Origin of the sequence: Mesorhizobium sp. M2A.F.Ca.ET.043.02.1.1, from assembly GCF_003952405.1 — a bacterium.
GTDB lineage: Bacteria > Pseudomonadota > Alphaproteobacteria > Rhizobiales > Rhizobiaceae > Mesorhizobium.
The window spans coordinates 2,106,691-2,121,278 of sequence record NZ_CP034445.1 but is presented as its reverse complement, the minus strand read 5'-3'; the positions used below and the strand labels follow the sequence as shown (position 1 = coordinate 2,121,278).

The 14,588-nt window shown below is 65.0% G+C and carries 15 protein-coding genes; 8 read left to right on the top strand and 7 right to left on the bottom strand.

The genetic code is table 11. The features are described 5' to 3' along the window. Positions 1-64: 64 nt before the first annotated feature. The 3 genes from EJ068_RS10095 to EJ068_RS10085 all read left to right on the top strand — a co-directional run bounded on the left by EJ068_RS10095 (position 65) and on the right by EJ068_RS10085 (position 2,508). On the top strand, positions 65-601 hold the full coding sequence (locus tag EJ068_RS10095; protein WP_126081017.1) for a gamma-glutamylcyclotransferase: 537 nt from the start codon (positions 65-67) through the stop codon (positions 599-601). Between the two features lie 116 nt (positions 602-717). Then, the gene (locus EJ068_RS10090) at positions 718-1,665 is read left to right on the top strand and encodes an aldo/keto reductase (RefSeq protein ID WP_127252565.1); all 948 of its coding nucleotides are present in this window, start codon (positions 718-720) and stop codon (positions 1,663-1,665) included. Positions 1,666-1,887: 222 nt separating this feature from the next. After that, positions 1,888-2,508 (top strand): LysE family translocator, encoded by a 621-nt coding sequence (locus tag EJ068_RS10085; RefSeq protein ID WP_127252566.1) that lies wholly within the window; start codon positions 1,888-1,890, stop codon positions 2,506-2,508. Between the two features lie 4 nt (positions 2,509-2,512). Here the strand turns inward: EJ068_RS10085 and EJ068_RS10080 are convergent, their stop codons facing one another. Both EJ068_RS10080 and EJ068_RS10075 read right to left on the bottom strand, forming a co-directional pair. Then, a complete protein-coding gene (locus tag EJ068_RS10080) occupies positions 2,513-3,307 on the bottom strand; it encodes a 1-acyl-sn-glycerol-3-phosphate acyltransferase (protein WP_129554523.1) in 795 nt (264 codons plus the stop codon). Positions 3,308-3,447: 140 nt separating this feature from the next. Further along, on the bottom strand, positions 3,448-4,350 hold the full coding sequence (locus EJ068_RS10075; RefSeq protein WP_126081021.1) for a LysR family transcriptional regulator: 903 nt from the start codon (positions 4,348-4,350) through the stop codon (positions 3,448-3,450). A 100-nt stretch (positions 4,351-4,450) separates the two neighbouring features. Here EJ068_RS10075 and EJ068_RS10070 point away from each other — a divergent pair, with 100 nt between their 5' ends. Continuing rightward, positions 4,451-5,071, top strand: a complete 621-nt coding sequence (locus EJ068_RS10070) for a pyridoxamine 5'-phosphate oxidase family protein (protein ID WP_126081022.1) — start codon at positions 4,451-4,453, stop codon at positions 5,069-5,071. Here the strand turns inward: EJ068_RS10070 and EJ068_RS10065 are convergent. The 3 genes from EJ068_RS10065 to ftsE all read right to left on the bottom strand — a co-directional run bounded on the left by EJ068_RS10065 (position 5,068) and on the right by ftsE (position 7,586). Beyond that, on the bottom strand, positions 5,068-5,790 hold the full coding sequence (locus tag EJ068_RS10065; protein WP_127252568.1) for a YdcF family protein: 723 nt from the start codon (positions 5,788-5,790) through the stop codon (positions 5,068-5,070). The genes EJ068_RS10070 and EJ068_RS10065 overlap by 4 nt on opposite strands. A gap of 157 nt (positions 5,791-5,947) precedes the next feature. Further along, entirely contained in the window at positions 5,948-6,934 is a 987-nt protein-coding gene (locus tag EJ068_RS10060; RefSeq protein WP_126081024.1) for an ABC transporter permease, read from the bottom strand. After that, positions 6,927-7,586, bottom strand: a complete 660-nt coding sequence (gene ftsE / locus EJ068_RS10055; protein ID WP_040998894.1) for a cell division ATP-binding protein FtsE — start codon at positions 7,584-7,586, stop codon at positions 6,927-6,929. The genes EJ068_RS10060 and ftsE overlap by 8 nt, the downstream gene beginning before the upstream one ends. Before the next feature lie 180 nt (positions 7,587-7,766). On the opposite strand from ftsE, the gene EJ068_RS10050 reads away from it, so the two are divergent. The 3 genes from EJ068_RS10050 (at position 7,767) to EJ068_RS10040 (ending at position 9,473) form a co-directional block, all read left to right on the top strand. Next, the gene (locus EJ068_RS10050) at positions 7,767-8,399 is read left to right on the top strand and encodes a hypothetical protein (RefSeq protein WP_127252569.1); all 633 of its coding nucleotides are present in this window, start codon (positions 7,767-7,769) and stop codon (positions 8,397-8,399) included. 77 nt (positions 8,400-8,476) lie between these two features. Continuing rightward, a complete protein-coding gene (gene hpt, locus EJ068_RS10045) occupies positions 8,477-9,019 on the top strand; it encodes a hypoxanthine phosphoribosyltransferase (protein ID WP_095816886.1) in 543 nt (180 codons plus the stop codon). Positions 9,020-9,101: 82 nt separating this feature from the next. Beyond that, a complete protein-coding gene (locus EJ068_RS10040) occupies positions 9,102-9,473 on the top strand; it encodes a response regulator (RefSeq protein WP_127252570.1) in 372 nt (123 codons plus the stop codon). Here EJ068_RS10040 and EJ068_RS10035 read toward each other — a convergent pair. Further along, entirely contained in the window at positions 9,456-10,409 is a 954-nt protein-coding gene (locus EJ068_RS10035) for a DMT family transporter (protein ID WP_042643825.1), read from the bottom strand. The genes EJ068_RS10040 and EJ068_RS10035 overlap by 18 nt on opposite strands. A gap of 388 nt (positions 10,410-10,797) precedes the next feature. Here EJ068_RS10035 and EJ068_RS10030 point away from each other — a divergent pair, with 388 nt between their 5' ends. Further along, positions 10,798-11,676 (top strand): LysR substrate-binding domain-containing protein, encoded by an 879-nt coding sequence (locus EJ068_RS10030; protein ID WP_127252571.1) that lies wholly within the window; start codon positions 10,798-10,800, stop codon positions 11,674-11,676. Between the two features lie 264 nt (positions 11,677-11,940). On the opposite strand, the gene EJ068_RS10020 is transcribed toward EJ068_RS10030, so the two are convergent. Beyond that, entirely contained in the window at positions 11,941-14,523 is a 2,583-nt protein-coding gene (locus EJ068_RS10020) for a TIGR02302 family protein (RefSeq protein WP_127386327.1), read from the bottom strand. Between the last annotated feature and the right edge of the window lie 65 nt (positions 14,524-14,588).

The following is a 14,588-nucleotide window of genomic DNA, read 5'->3' as shown; positions in this document are numbered from 1 at the left end:
GGGGGACAGAAGAAGCACTCTCCGGTGCGGTGTCGTTCACTCGAATGCGATCAGGCTTGGCGATATGGGCGATTTTTGGGTTTTTGGCTATGGCTCGCTGATCTGGCGGCCCGGATTCGCCCATGTCGAGACGCGCCGCGCCCGGCTTTACGGCTACCGCCGCTCGCTTTGCGTCTATTCCTTCGTGCATCGCGGCACGCGCGCACGGCCGGGTCTGGTGCTCGGCCTCGACCGGGGCGGCTCCTGCATCGGCCTCGCCTACCGCGTCCCCGGCAATCTGCGCGACGAGGTGCTTTCCTACCTGCGCGAGCGAGAGCTGGTGACCAGCGTCTATCTCGAACGCATGCTCGATGTCCGACTGGGCAGGGACGGGAAAGGAGAGGGCGTTTCGGTCGAGGCGGTCGCCTACATCGTCGACCGGCGGCATGAACAATATGCTGGCGCGCTCGATGCCGATCACGCGGCAAGGATCGTTCGCGGCGCCGTCGGCCAGTCGGGCCGGAATGAGGATTATGTGCTGAGCACGCTCGAGCATCTCGAGGCGCTCGGCATCCGCGATCACTGGCTGGAAGAGGTGGGCCGTCAGGTCTCGTCTTCGTGAAGTGCTGGTCCGATCAAAAAGCAAAACCATGCCTTTGACCTCGTCCGGCCACGACCTAGCTTAGCGGCATCCCATCCCTGGGCGTCAGGCCCGTTCCAGCATCACGGAGATCAGTCTTGCAGAAACGCCGTCTCGGTCGCACCGACCTTTTAATCGCGCCGCTGGTCCTGGGCGGCAACGTCTTCGGCTGGACCGCCGACGAGAAGACCTCCTTCGATCTGCTTGACCGGTTCGCCGGAGCCGGCCTGAACGCCATCGATACGGCCGATGCCTATTCGCGCTGGGTTCCCGGCAACAAGGGCGGCGAGTCGGAAACCATCATCGGCAATTGGATGAAGAGCCGCGGCAACCGCGACAAGGTGGTCATCATCACCAAGGTCGGCTCGGATATGGGCCAGGGTAAACGCGACCTCTCCGCCGCTTATATCGAAAAGGCGGTCGAGGCATCGCTCAAACGGCTGCAGGTCGATGTCATCGACCTCTATCTGTCGCACTGGCCGGACCCGGCCACGCCTTACGAGGAAACGCTCGGCGCCTATCAGCGCCTGCTCGAAAAAGGCAAGATCCGCTATCCCGGCTGCTCCAATCTCGATGCCGGCCAGTTGCGCGCGGCACTCGACGTGGCCAGCCTGCGCAGCCTGCCGCGTTACGAGGTGCTGCAGCCTGAATACAATTTGTACGATCGCTCATCGCTCGACGGACCGCTGCTCGATCTCTGCAAGGCTGAGGATATCGGCGTCATCACCTATTTCAGCCTGGCCAAGGGATTTTTGAGCGGGAAATACCGCAGCAAGCCCGATCTCGGGCAAAGCGCGCGCGGCGAGGGCGTGGCCGGCTACCTCAACGAGCGCGGCATGCGCATCCTGTCCGCGCTCGATGCAGTGGCCGAACGCCATTCGGCCAAGCAGGCGGAAGTGGCGCTGGCCTGGATCATCGCGCGTCCAGGCATCACCGCGCCGATCGCCAGCGCCACGACGCCGGCCCAGATGGACAGCCTGATCCGCGCCGCATCGCTCAAGCTTTCGGCGGACGATGTCGCGGCGCTGGACCGGGCCAGCTCGTAAGGCGTGTTGATCTTCGGGTGAGGCCGGTCTGCAAATGGCAGTTTCCTGCGCTTCCGGTGCTACTTTACGCAGCTCCGCTCCGGTTCTCGGAACCTACCATTTTCGACTCGGCCTCACCCGAATCTCAACACGCCTTAGCGGAGTCGATACTCGCACGATCATCCAAGACGGCCATGACGGTCCCTCCTAAATCCTGCGCATCGCGACAGGAGGAGGTTCGGCATGGCTGGTGGTGTTCTGGGCGATCCACAATCCTGGCAGCAAGTGCTGGCGCTTGTCTTGGCCGCGACGGTCGTCATGGGCAGTCCGGGACCGGCGACGATCAGCGTCACCGCCGTCGGCGCGGCTTTCGGTCTGAGTCCTTCCCTGAGTTACACCGCGGGCGTCGTGCTCGGCACGATGGCCGTGCTTTTGGCGGTGGCGGCCGGGATTCTCGGCCTACTGACCTCGGTGCCGGGAGTGGCGCCGGTGCTGGCGATCCTCTCGGCCGCATACATCCTTTATCTCGCCTTCAAAATAGCGACCGCGCCGCCATTGGCCGAGCGCGGGAGCACGGCGACGAAGCCCGATTTTCTCGGCGGCTTCACGCTCGCCGTCGCCAATCCGAAGGCCTATGTGGCGATCGCCGCGGTTTTCGCCGGCGCCCGGTCGCAAACCGATGCGCTGGGCGCTTCAACCAGGCTGCTTGTGCTAGCCGCGATGATCGTCGCCATCCACGTCGTGTGGCTGCTCGCAGGAACGGCCTTCGCACGGTTCCTGCGCCATCCGCTGGCGTCGCGGGTCATCAACCTGGTGTTTGCCGCGACGCTGGTGCTGACGACCTTGCTGGCGGTGCTGCGGTAGCGGATCAGGTCCTGGCCGTTACGCCGAGTTCCGCTAGGCGCTTGACCGCCGTCGGCGGCATGGGCGGCGGGTTCGGCGCCTGCGCGGCCTCGACAAGCATCTGGTCGCAGGCGGCTTCCGTCTCGCCGATCAGCCGCTGCATGAATTCCTCCTTGCCGAGCCCTGGCGGGATAGGCGGCAGGAAGCGGGCCTTGATGGTGCCCGGATAGCGCAGGAACTTGCGGCGCGGCCAATAGAGGCCGGCGACATGGGCGACCGGCACCACGGGCACGCCCAGCTGCGTGTAGATCTCGACGATGCCGTATTTGTAGGACGGCTCGGCGCCCGGCGCGCGGCGCGTGCCTTCGGGATAGATGATCAGTTGGCGCGGGTTGCGGTCCATCTCCTGTCTGGTCGCGACGACGACCGCTTTCAGCGCTTTCGAACGGCTGCCGCGGTCGACCGGGATCATGCGCATCTTCATGATGTACCAGCCGAAGAAAGGGATCCAGGTCAGCTCGCGTTTCAGGATGTAGAGCGCGTCGTCGAGATAGGGGAAGAAGGCGATCGCATCCCAGAAGGACTGATGCTTCGGCGCCAGGATGAAGGACCCTTCGGGCAGGTTCTCGACACCGGTGATCTCGCTCTTCGTCGCGGCGATCTTGTTATAGAGCCACATTGAGGTCCGTGACCAGAATTTCGGCACGAACCAGGCACGGTGGCGCGGCGCCAGGAAATAGAAAGGGGTCCAGAAGATCATCTGGACGATCAGGCTGAGATAGAAGACGAGGTTGAACGCCAGCGAGCGGATGATGAGCATGCAAGGGGCCCGTGAGGAAGTGTGCGTTGGTTACACCAAGCGGCGGCAAAAAGGAAACGCCGCCACGGTCGAAATGCCGGCCACTCTTGGTTTGCCGCAATTCCGGACGGAAAACCGCGATGCACTTTTCCTGGAATTGCTTACAATGACCGCGCCAGCCGCTCCTTGAGGCGCGGCGCTGCAAAATCGAGGAAGGCGCGCAATTTCACCGGCAGCCGGCCCTGGCCGGCATGGACGAGGCTTACCGGCCAGGGCGGCGACTCGAATGGCTCCAGCACCACCCGCAGCGTGCCGGCGCGCACGCCGGCGTCCGCCTGGTAGGAGAGCACTTTCGTCAGGCCAAGCCCGGCGATGGCGGCATCGATCGCCGCTTCGGCGGTGTTGACTTGCAGGCGCGAGCGGACCGGGATCGTGGTTTCCGTCTTGCCCGCTCCGAAACTCCATGTCGCGGGAGAGGCAAGGCCCTCGAAGGTGACGCAGCTGTGACCCGCAAGCTCAGATGGTTTCTCCGGCGTGCCCTGCGAGGCAAGGTAAGCCGGGCTTGCGCAGACGATGCGGCGGATCGAGCCGACGCGGATCGCGACCATGGCCGAATCCGGCAGCTCGCCGATGCGCAGGGCCAAATCGATATGCTCCTCGACCAGTTGGGTGATCCGGTCCGACAAGGTCAGGCGGACGTCCACCTGCGGATAGATGGCGAGAAAGTCGGTGATCACGGGCAGCACATGCAGGCGGCCGAAGACGACCGGTGCCGTGATGACCAGCTCGCCTGTCGGGCTCGAATATTCGCCCGCAGCGGTACGCTCGGCCTCATTCACCTCATCGAGAATGCGGCGGCAGGCGGCGAGGTAGGATTGGCCGGCATCCGTCAGCACCAGGCGCCGCGTCGAGCGGTTGAGCAGACGCGTCTTCAAATGCTTCTCCAGGTCGGAGAGCTTGCGGCTCACCGTCGCCAACGGCACGCCGGCACGCCTGGCAGCGGCGGAAAGGCTGCCTGCCTCCACCGTAGCGACGAACAGGGACATGGCGTCGAGGCGATCCATTATTCTTCCGAAATCTGGAAGGGTGAATTGCAAATATGCTCTCTACATCCGATTTTCGGAAGAGGGTAATGACATGCCATCCTGTCCGAGGAGCGCCGGCATGAACGAATTCACCAGCGACGTCGCCTTCACACCGACCGTCAAGGCGATCCAGTCGCGCAAGGGATCGCGCGATTCCTATGCGCGCGTCGAGCAGCGCGGCGGCTGGCGGGCCACGATCACGCCGGACCTTGCCGCCTTCATCGAAGCGCAGTCCAGCGTGTTCCTTGCGACGGCCAATGCCGAAGGCCAGCCTTACATCCAGCATCGTGGCGGGCCGGCCGGCTTCCTCAAGGTGCTGGACGAGCACACGATCGGCTTCGCGGATTTCTCCGGCAACCGCCAGTTCATCACCCAGGGCAACCTGCAGGACAACGACCAGGCCTTCCTGTTCCTGATCGACTATATGCTCAGGCAGCGCATCAAGGTCTGGGGCAGGGCGCGGGTCGTCGAAAACGACCCGGAGCTGACGGCGAAGCTGATGCCGGCGGACTACAAGGCAAAGCCGGAGCAGGCGATCCTGTTCACGGTCACGGCGTGGGATGCCAATTGTCCGCAGCACATACCGCAGCGTTTCGAGGCGGCGGATGTCGCGGCGGCGCTCGCCGAGCGCGATCGGCGCATCGCCGGCCTGGAGCAGGAGATTGCCCGCTTGCGAGATAATTTGGAGGCTAAGGTCTAGTTCTTCACCGCGGTCGATGCTTGGGCAAGCGTCATGCCCTCGGGCGTCGTGCGAAGCGGCAGGAAGCCGCGCGCCAGCGAGAGCACATATTTGCTGTATTCGGTCAGCAGCACGCGCAGCGCTTCCGGCTTGGTCAGCCAGCCGCCATTGCCGAGATTGGTGTTGACCACCGGATAGGGCTCAAGGCGCGCGCCATGCAGCAGCCGGCCCATCTCGAGCAGGCTGCGCGGCATGTGGTAATTGTTGGTGACGATGATGATGCTGCCATAGGCGTGGTTTTCCACCCATTTGGCGCTTTCTTCGGCGTTGCCGATGGTGTCGAGCGCGGCACGGTCGATGTCGACACAGCAAGAGAAGAGCCGCTTGTCACCACCCATCGCCGCCTGCAACTGGCGTTTGGTGGCCGACGGATGGACGCCGCTGATCAGCAGCCGTTCCCCTTTGCCGGACGCCAGCAGGTCCATGGCGGCGTCGAGCCGCGACTGCCCGCCGGTGAGCACGATTATGGCATCCGCCCTGGCCGGATCGAGCGGGGTCGTCATATGGCTGACCTTGTCGGCGAACCAGCCGAAGCCGCCGGCAAAAAGCACCAGCGCGGCGAGAGCGACGAAAGCGCAGACGCGCAGGGCGAGCCGCAGACGACCGGCGGGGGCGGCGGCGCGCGCAGGCACTGCCGGCATCCGTCCAGCCGTCTCGATCTGCTCCCGCGCTTCCATCATCCCCAGGTTAATCCTGAAAGCTTCTAATGGTTAACTCCGAAATGCGGCCTTTGATAGGTGAGGCGGCGCACTTTGCGTTACGGCATCTGCCCAAGCCGTGATCGTTGCCTTGTTTGTATGCAACGCCTTCCACGGGCTTTCGGCTGGAGCTCATGGATCAGCCCGCGTCCGGCTGGCGAACGTCGATGTCGCTGAGATAGGCGACGACGGTCGCGTGCGAGGTGGCCGCGGTCAGCGCGCCGATCACAAGCACCATCAGGCCGACGCCGAAATAGCCGGCGGAGCCAATGGCGAAATTGCCGAATAAGGCGGTCGCCTGGTCGGCCTCGGGCGTCGCCATGTTGCGCGACGACCACCAAGAAAAGACGATGAAGACGACGATCGCGAGCGCTCCGCCGGCTGCCGCGCCCTTCATGCCGGTGACCAGGAAATGCCAGCGGAATTCGCGCGCGATGAAACGCGCCTCGGCGCCGACGAAATGCAGCACCTCGATGATATGGCCGTTACCGGCCATGGCGCCGCGCGTGGCGAACACCACCGTCAGCACCGTCGCCGAGAGCATCAGCGCCAGAACGGCGATGCCGATCGTCACCGTGGTGTGCGCCATGGCGACGAGGCGGTCCACCCAGGTGCGGTGGTCGTCGAGCGCGGCGGTCGGGATCTTGGGCGTGATGGCGGCGCGCATGGCGGCAAAGTCAGGCGGGCTGGCCTCGTCGATGGTGACGATAATGAGGCGCGGCACCGGCAGCTCGTCGATGTTGAGGCCGCTGCCCAGCCATGGTTCCAAAAGGCGCGCCGTCGCGTCGCGGTCGATGATCTTGGTGCCCTTCACACCGGGGAACTCGCTGGCGATCTGCGAGGCCTGCGCAAGCGCCGCCTCCATGTCGAGGCCGTCGGCCGGCTTGATCTGGATCGTCGCCTCGCGCGAGATCTGGTTCTCCCAGACCGAGGCGGTGTCGCGCACCAGCGTCACCGCGCCGAAGGTGAGACAGGACAGGAAGGTCATGATGGCGATGACCAGCACCAGCGCCCGCCCGGCGATGTTCTGCGCCGGCACGATCGGCGCCGTCTTGCGCTGGACGCGCCGGACCGTCACCGGCGCCTCGGCTTCATCCTGGAGGTGATCGGCCGGAAAGTCAGTCATAGACGTCCAACCTTCCACCGGCCAGAATCATACGACGCGCATCGACCTGCTCCATCAGGCCGAGGTCATGGGTGGCGATGACGACTGCGGTGCCCAGCCGGTTGAGCTCGATGAAGAGTCTCAGCAGCCGGCGCGCCAGCGGCGGATCGACATTGCCTGTGGGCTCGTCGGCCAAAAGGATCTCCGGCTGCTCGATCAGCGCGCGCGCGATCGCGGCGCGCTGCTTCTCGCCGCCCGACAGCACCGGCGGCAGCACATGCATGCGGTCGCCAAGGCCGACCCATTTCAGTAGCTCGGTGACGTCGGTGCGGTAGCTCGCCTCCTCGCGCCCGCGCACGCGCAAGGGCAGCGCGACATTCTCGTAGGTCGTCATATGGTCGAGCAGGCGGAAATCCTGGAACACCACGCCAATGCGGCGGCGCAGCAGCGGCAATTCGCTGCGCGAGATGCGCGACCGGTCCTTGCCGAAGATGGTGATCAGGCCGCGCGTCGGCTTCAGCGACATGAACAAAAGGCGCAGCAACGTCGTCTTGCCGGCGCCCGAGGGGCCGCTCAGGAACTGAAAGGAGCGCTCCGGAATGTGCAGGGAGATGTCGCGGAGGATCTCCGGACCCATGCCATAGCGGAGGCCGACATTTTCGAAGCGGATCACGTTCGGCGACCTGAAACTTTCGGCGGCGACGCGCCACGATCTACATTAACAGACCATCGGCCGGCATGGTTAACCGGCGGTTAATTTTTCAACGATCGGTACTCGTCAAGGCCATTCCGGTGGGGAAGCGTTAACCAATTCCGTTTACGCAAAAGAAACGAAGACTGCACTGGTGCCGTAATGGCTGAGAATAGAACCGCGCGCCCCGTTTCCGGCGAAATCATGACCGGCCCGGCAACACATGCCGCGCCGGAGCGCGCCATGTCCAATGCGGCCGACATCGTCGATGCCGACTATGTGGTGCTGCCGCGTTTTGCCGCGCATCCGGAGCGGTCGCCGCCCCAGCCGCAGATCCCGCCGCCGCCGATCGAAGGCATGGGCATGCTGCGCAAGCCGGATGCCGCGCCGTCGCGGCCGTCGCGGGGCGGCCCAATGTTCTGGATCGCCGGCGTCGGCATAGCACTTGCCTCTTTCTGGGTGTCGGGCGGTCATGCGCTGGTGCGGCAAAGCCCCTTTTGGACGACCGCCGGGCCGGCGAGCGCGCTCACCATTTCGGGCGTGACGTCGCGCATCGATGCGTCGGGATTGAAGCCGGTGCTGTTCGTGGATGGCGAAGCGGCCAATGACGGGACCAGGTCGGAGGAACTGCCGCCGCTCGAAATCCGCGTCACCGACAACGACAGCAATATCATCCGCTACAGGCTGGGGACATCCAATCGCGCACTGGCACCCGGCGAAAGATTCGGCTTTTCCAGCCGCCTCGATGTGCCTAAAGACGGCGTGAAGGCCGTTGCAGTCGTCTTCGCCGGCTAGACGGGTCTATATTCAGGTGAGGCCGGCCTGCAAATAGCGGTTTCCTGCGCTTTCAGGTGATTTTGAAGGACGAAAGAATGCCAGTTGTGCGCGGCAAGGACATCGAGGTCCTGTTTTCGGCGTCGGCGATCGCCCGCCGCAATCTCGAGCTCGCCAAGGAAATCGCCGGGCGCGACTATCACGACCTCTTGGTGATCTCGATCCTCAAGGGCTCGTTCGTCTTCGCCGCCGATCTCATCCGCGCCATGCATGATGTCGGCCTGTCGCCGGAAGTCGAGTTCATCTTCATCTCGAGCTATGGCGCCGGCACCACGAGCGGCGAGGTCAGGGTGCTGCGCGACATCGACAACGAGGTCGCCGGCCGCGACGTGCTTCTGATCGACGACATACTGGAATCCGGCAAGACGCTTTCCTACACCCGCGACCTGATGCTTTCGCGCGGCGCCAAGAGCTGCGCCATCGCGGTGCTGCTCGACAAGCGCATGCGCCGTCAGACCGCGCTCAACGCCGACTATGTCGGCTTCGACTGCCCGGACTATTTCGTGGTCGGCTACGGCATGGATGTCGCCCACGCGTTTCGCGAACTGCCGTTTGTCGGGGTGGTGAAGGGCGACGCCTGAAGAGCCCCCGTTTCGCCCCGAAAAGCCGCTGATCGTTAGAATTTTCAGAAAACGTCAACGTTTCGGCGGCATCTATCTCGGCATGGCAAAGCTTCTGATCGTCGAGGACGATGAGTCCGTCCGCACCCTCGCCGCCCGCGCGCTGGAGCGCGACGGCCATGATGTCACCGTCGCCCCCGATGGGTCGCAAGGGCTGGACGCGATCCGGCAGGCCCGCGGCGGCTACGATCTGGTGGTGTCCGACATCCGTATGCCGGAGATGGACGGCATCGAGATGGCGACTGCCGCCGCAAGAGAGTTCCCGACGCTGCGGATCATGCTGATGACCGGCTATGCCGACCAGCGCGAGCGCGCCGAGGAGCTCAACGGCATCATCCTCGACGTCGTGCAGAAGCCGTTCACGCTTGCCGAGATCCGCGCCCGCGTCGGCAAGGCGTTAAGCTGCTTCGCTTGAGACCGCACCGGCCGCGGGTGCTGCGCTTCGCCGGCGCTCGCCGTTGAGCGCAAGCAGGCCGGCGCCGATGATCAGCGCCGCGCCGAGCACGGTCGTCTCGCGCGGCACTTCGGCGAAGAACAGGAAACCCCACAGCGGCGACCACAGGATGCCGGTGTATTCGAAGGTGGCGACGCGGTTGGCCGGCGCCATGCGGTAGGCCTGCGACAGCAGGATCATGCCGGCGGAAGCGACGAAGCCGCAAGCGGCCATCTTCAGGAAATCAGGCATCGTCGGCCACACCCACGGCCGCACCAGGAATTCGACGCTCGGATGCGCCGCATGGGTGATGCCGGCGAGATGGAAGACGGTCGCAACCGCGACGGCGCCGCTGAGATAGGCGCCGTTCTGGTAGAAGGCCATCACGGTCGATGATTCGGTGTCGCCGATGCGGCGCGCCATCAACTGCGAAAAGCCGTATAGGAAGGCCGAGCCCAGCGACAGCAGCGCCGCCCAGTCGAACACGCCGGCGCCCGGACGCACCATCACCAGCACGCCGACAAGGCCGATCAGCACCGTCGCCAGCGTCTTCCACGAGACGCGCTCGCCGAGATAGGGGCCGGCCATCGCCATGATGAACAGCGGCGCCATGAAATAGAGCGCCACCGCGTCTGCCAGGGGCAAGGCAGCGATCGCGAGATAATAGACCGTATAGGACGAGAACTGGATGAAGGCGCGCAGCGTCAGCAGGCCGAAGCGCTTGGACAGCACCGCCTTCAGGCCGACATCGGCCTGGACGATGACGATCAGGATCGGCAGCGCGACGATGGCGCGGATCGCCATCACCTCGGTCACCGGATAGCCGCCCGACACCGCCTTCACCAGCGGATCCTGCAGAGAAAAGACCAGCACGCCGAGGCAGAGGCTCAGAATGCCAAGCACCAACCGGTTCCGCATCAGTCTCGGCCCCCCCCGCGAGCCGCATCGATATTCATTTCACGCAATTCCGGACGGAAAACCGCAAGCACTTTTCCTGGAATTGCTCCTAGAGCAGGATGACGCTTCGTTGAACCGTCATTCTGCTCCAACTCTTGTTGTTTGAGCATGATCTCGCCCGAAAACCGGTTCCCACTTTCCGCTGACGCGGTCCTTCGGCTCGGGATCATGCTCTTAAAAAGAACCCGCTACCGTTTCGGGCAGCGGGTACGAGTGAGGACTCTTCGATTGTCCGCGGCCGACTCGCGACCGCATATACAATGGGTATGGGAACTATCCTGCGGCGTTTGACATGTTGCAAGCGAATTGAAATGATGCCAGCAATCAGATTTGCTTATGGCGGTTTTCGATGAGACCAGTCCTCGACAGCGACCTCCTGCGCACCTTCGTGGCGGTGGCCGAAACCGGCAATTTCACGCGCGCGGCGGAGAAAGCCGGGCGCACGCAATCGGCCGTGTCCATGCAGATGAAGAAGCTGGAGGACATGGTCGGCGACAATCTGTTCGAGCGCGGCTCGCGCGGCGTGGCGCTGACGCGCCGCGGCGGCGAGTTGATCGCCAATGCGCGCCGGATCGTCTCGCTGCTCGACGAAACGGCTGCCTCGCTGGTGGCGCCGCCGCTTGGCGGGCTGGTGCGCATCGGCATCCCGGCCGAATATGGCCGCTCGATCCTGTCGCGGGCGCTGGGCGAATTCGCCAAGCGCCATCCGCGCGTCGAGGTCACGGTGCGCTACGCGCATTCGGATTCGCAGGTGAGGGCGCTCGCGGCCGGCGAGCTCGATCTCGCCGTGGTGTTCGAATGGGAGGGCTCTTCCGGCGGCGAGGTGCTGATGCACGACCCGACGGTCTGGGTGACCTCGACGCTGCACCGCATGCATGAGGAGCGGCCGGTGCCGATCGCGCTCTACAGCCGCAACGGCTGGTGCCGCGACTTCGCCATCAAGTCGCTTCAGCAGCGCGGCCTCGATTACCGCGTCGCTTACACCAGCGACACCAATGGCGGCCTGACGCTCGCGGTGACTTCCGGCCTGGCGATCGCGCCCATCTCGCGCAGCAACATTCCGCCCGATTGCCGGGAACTGACGGCCGCCGACGGCTTTGGCGACATCGATTCGTCAAACGTCGTCCTGCATCGCAATCCGCTCGCGACCGGCGAGGCGATCGACGGCATGGAAAACGCGATCCGCGACGCCTTCATGCTGACAAGGCAGGTCGCGCCTGCGGCATAGATACCGACGCACAGCGATCCTTCGCGCCCCCCTCTGTCCTACCGGACATCTCCCCCACAAGGGGGGAGATTGCCAGTTCCCGCGACCGCCCTTTTCCTGCGGTGTTGGTGATTGCGGCGCTGGCGATTGGCGAAAGCGGTGACGACATCCGATCTCCCCCAAGTGGGGGAGATGTCCGGCAGGACAGAGGGGGGCGCTGTCCCGCCAGCATCCCAAAAGTGGGCAAGGGCCGTCACATCCAGTCTAACAGCTGTGAGGCAGAAGCTACTTCAGCTCCAGCAGCCGTTCGAGATAGCTGCGCTCGATGTCGGGGCTGAGCGCATTGCCGAGCCGCTTGCGGATCGCGTCGAGGATCTGGCGGGCGCGCTGGACGTCGATCTCGTCGGGAACCTTGACCGAAGTGCCGTCATCGGGGCCATTGGTGGCGCGCGGCCGTCCCAGCGGGTCACGGTCGGCATTCTGCTCGCGACCGCCCTGCTCGCTGCCGCCCTGGTCACCCTGCATGGCCTGCATCTGCTTCATCATGTCCTTGGCGCCGCGGCGCAGCGCTTCCAACGCGCGGCCCTGGTGGCCAACGGCCTGGTCGCCGTCGCCCTGGCCGAGCGATTGCTCGGCGTCGCCCATCGACTTGCCGGCTTCGCCAAAACCCTCATTGGGCTCCATGCCCATGCCTTCGAGCCCTTTCTTCAGCTGGTCGAGCTCGCTCTGCAACTGGCCCTGGCCTTCCTGCAATTGCTTTAGCGCATCGGCGAAATCCTTCGGCGACATTTTCGGCCGTCCCAGCGGATCGCGGTCCTGGCCGGGGCCGGGCCTCTGCTCGTCCTGGCCCTGCTGCTGCTCGCCGTCCTCGCCGAACTGTTGTTCGCCATTGTCGCGCGAACCGCGCTGCATCTGGTCCAGGCGGAAGGTGTCGTTCATCATCTCCTGCTGGCGGCGCATGATGTCGCCGAGCTTGTCCATCTGCTGGCGCAGCTCGCTATCCTGTTCGCCGCCCTGCTGCTGGCGGCCGGCCTGCAGGTTGTTCATCATGTCCTGCAGTTCGGAGAGAAGCTGCTGCGCCTTGTCGCGATCGCCGGATTTGGCCAGGTTCTCGATCTGGTCCATCATGCGGTCGATGTCGCTCTGGCGCAGCTCGCGGCCGTTCTGCTGCATCTGCGGCGCGTTCGGGTTCTGCTGCGCGCGCTGGGCGAATTCCTGCAGGAACTGGTTCATCGCCTCGCGCAGTTCCTTCATCGCCTTCTCGATCTCCTGATCGCTGGCGCCGTTCTTGATGGCGTCCTGCAAGGCCTGCTGCGCCTGGCGCAGCCGCCGCTCGGCGGCCGAGAGATTGCCTTCCTCGATGCCGAGCGCGATCTCCCAGAGATAGGAGACGATGTTGCGCAACTGGTCGTCGCTCTCGGCGAGCTTCAGACGGCTCCTTGCGCTCATGATGGCGAGATAGTTCGACATGTTGTCGAACGTGTCCTCGGGCCGCAGCGTGATCGCGTCCATCAGGTCGAGAACGCGCGGCTTGGCGTTGGTATCCAGCGCCAACAGCCGGCGCTGCTCGATCACCGCGCGGGCCAGCGGGTTGGCGAAGGGCCGCTCCGGCATCACAAGCGTCTTGGTTTCGCTGGTCGCGGTGTGGCCGGCATCGTCGGTGACGCTCAGCGTCAGCTTGATGCCGCTGCCGGCCCAGACATGCTCGGTCAGGTCCTTGGTCGTCTTGGCCGCGTTCGTCTTGCCGCCGCGGCGCGGCAGGGTCAGCGGCAGGTCCGGCGGGCCGTAGAGCGGATGCGCATTGGCGGCCGGCGGGTCCGACAGCTCGAAAACGGCCCTGGCCGAGGCTGCGCCGTAATCGTCATCGATCTCGTAGTTCAGCTCCATGGAGCCGTTGACGGCGCGCTTCGGCTCGCCGACGAAGCGGATCGCCGGCGGCTTGTCGGGAATGACGGCAAAGGCCCAGTGGCCGAGATCGCTTTCGGCGGATTTCAGCGTCAGCGTGCCGTTGGTATCCAGCGTGCCGGAGAACTGGCGCACTTTGGGCGCGGCCTGGCTGGCAGGCGCGGGGCCTTTGGGCGCCGCGGGCTCGATGGCGCGCGCATTGCCGCCTTGATCGGCGTAGCTCAGCGTTTCCTCGCCGGAACCGCCGGTGACGCGCAGCGAAACGTCGCTGCCTTGCGGCACCGAGAAGGTCTGGACCGCCTGGTTGGCGTCGGCGGTCAGGAACAGCGGCGCCTTGCCGGTATAGGCGGGCGGCGTCACCCAGGCGTCGATGCGCGGCGGCACGGTATCGCGCGCGGCGCGGGCAACGAAGCCGTCGCTGACCCTGCCGCCGAAGGGCCCGAAGGAGAAGGCCAAAGCGGTGACGAACAGCAGCCCCGCCACTGCGCGCAGGCCCCAGCGATCGTAGTCCGGGACGCGGCTGCGCGGCCGGTCGGCGCCGAGGCTCGACAGCCGCTCGGCCATCCGCTTCTGGTGCTCGCGCCACAAGGCCTGCGAGAAGATGCTCTCGGCGCCGCTGGGACGATCGGTCTGCACCTGGACCGGGCTGTGCAGCAATTGGTTTGCCGCCTCGATACGCCTGTCGATCTCGGCGGCAGAGGGCATGCGGAAGAAACGCAGCGGATAGAGCGCCGCGACCCCGGACAGGGCGAACAGGATCAAGAGGCCGATGCGCGCGACGTCGGGCAGACGCGGGAACAGGCCGAACCACGAAAAGCTGAGAAACAGGCTGATGGCGATCAACAGCGGCAGCACGAGCGGCCAGCCGCGCTCGAAGACCATCGAGGCCCGCGTCGCCAACCGGCTGAGCGCCAAGCGCAAGGCCAGGCCGCGTTCGCCGCTGGAAATGGGTCGTTCCGTCATCGGCCCTTCCTGCCCGGGCGTAACAGCCCGGACGTCATCACCAGAAGGATACCAGCAAACACGGC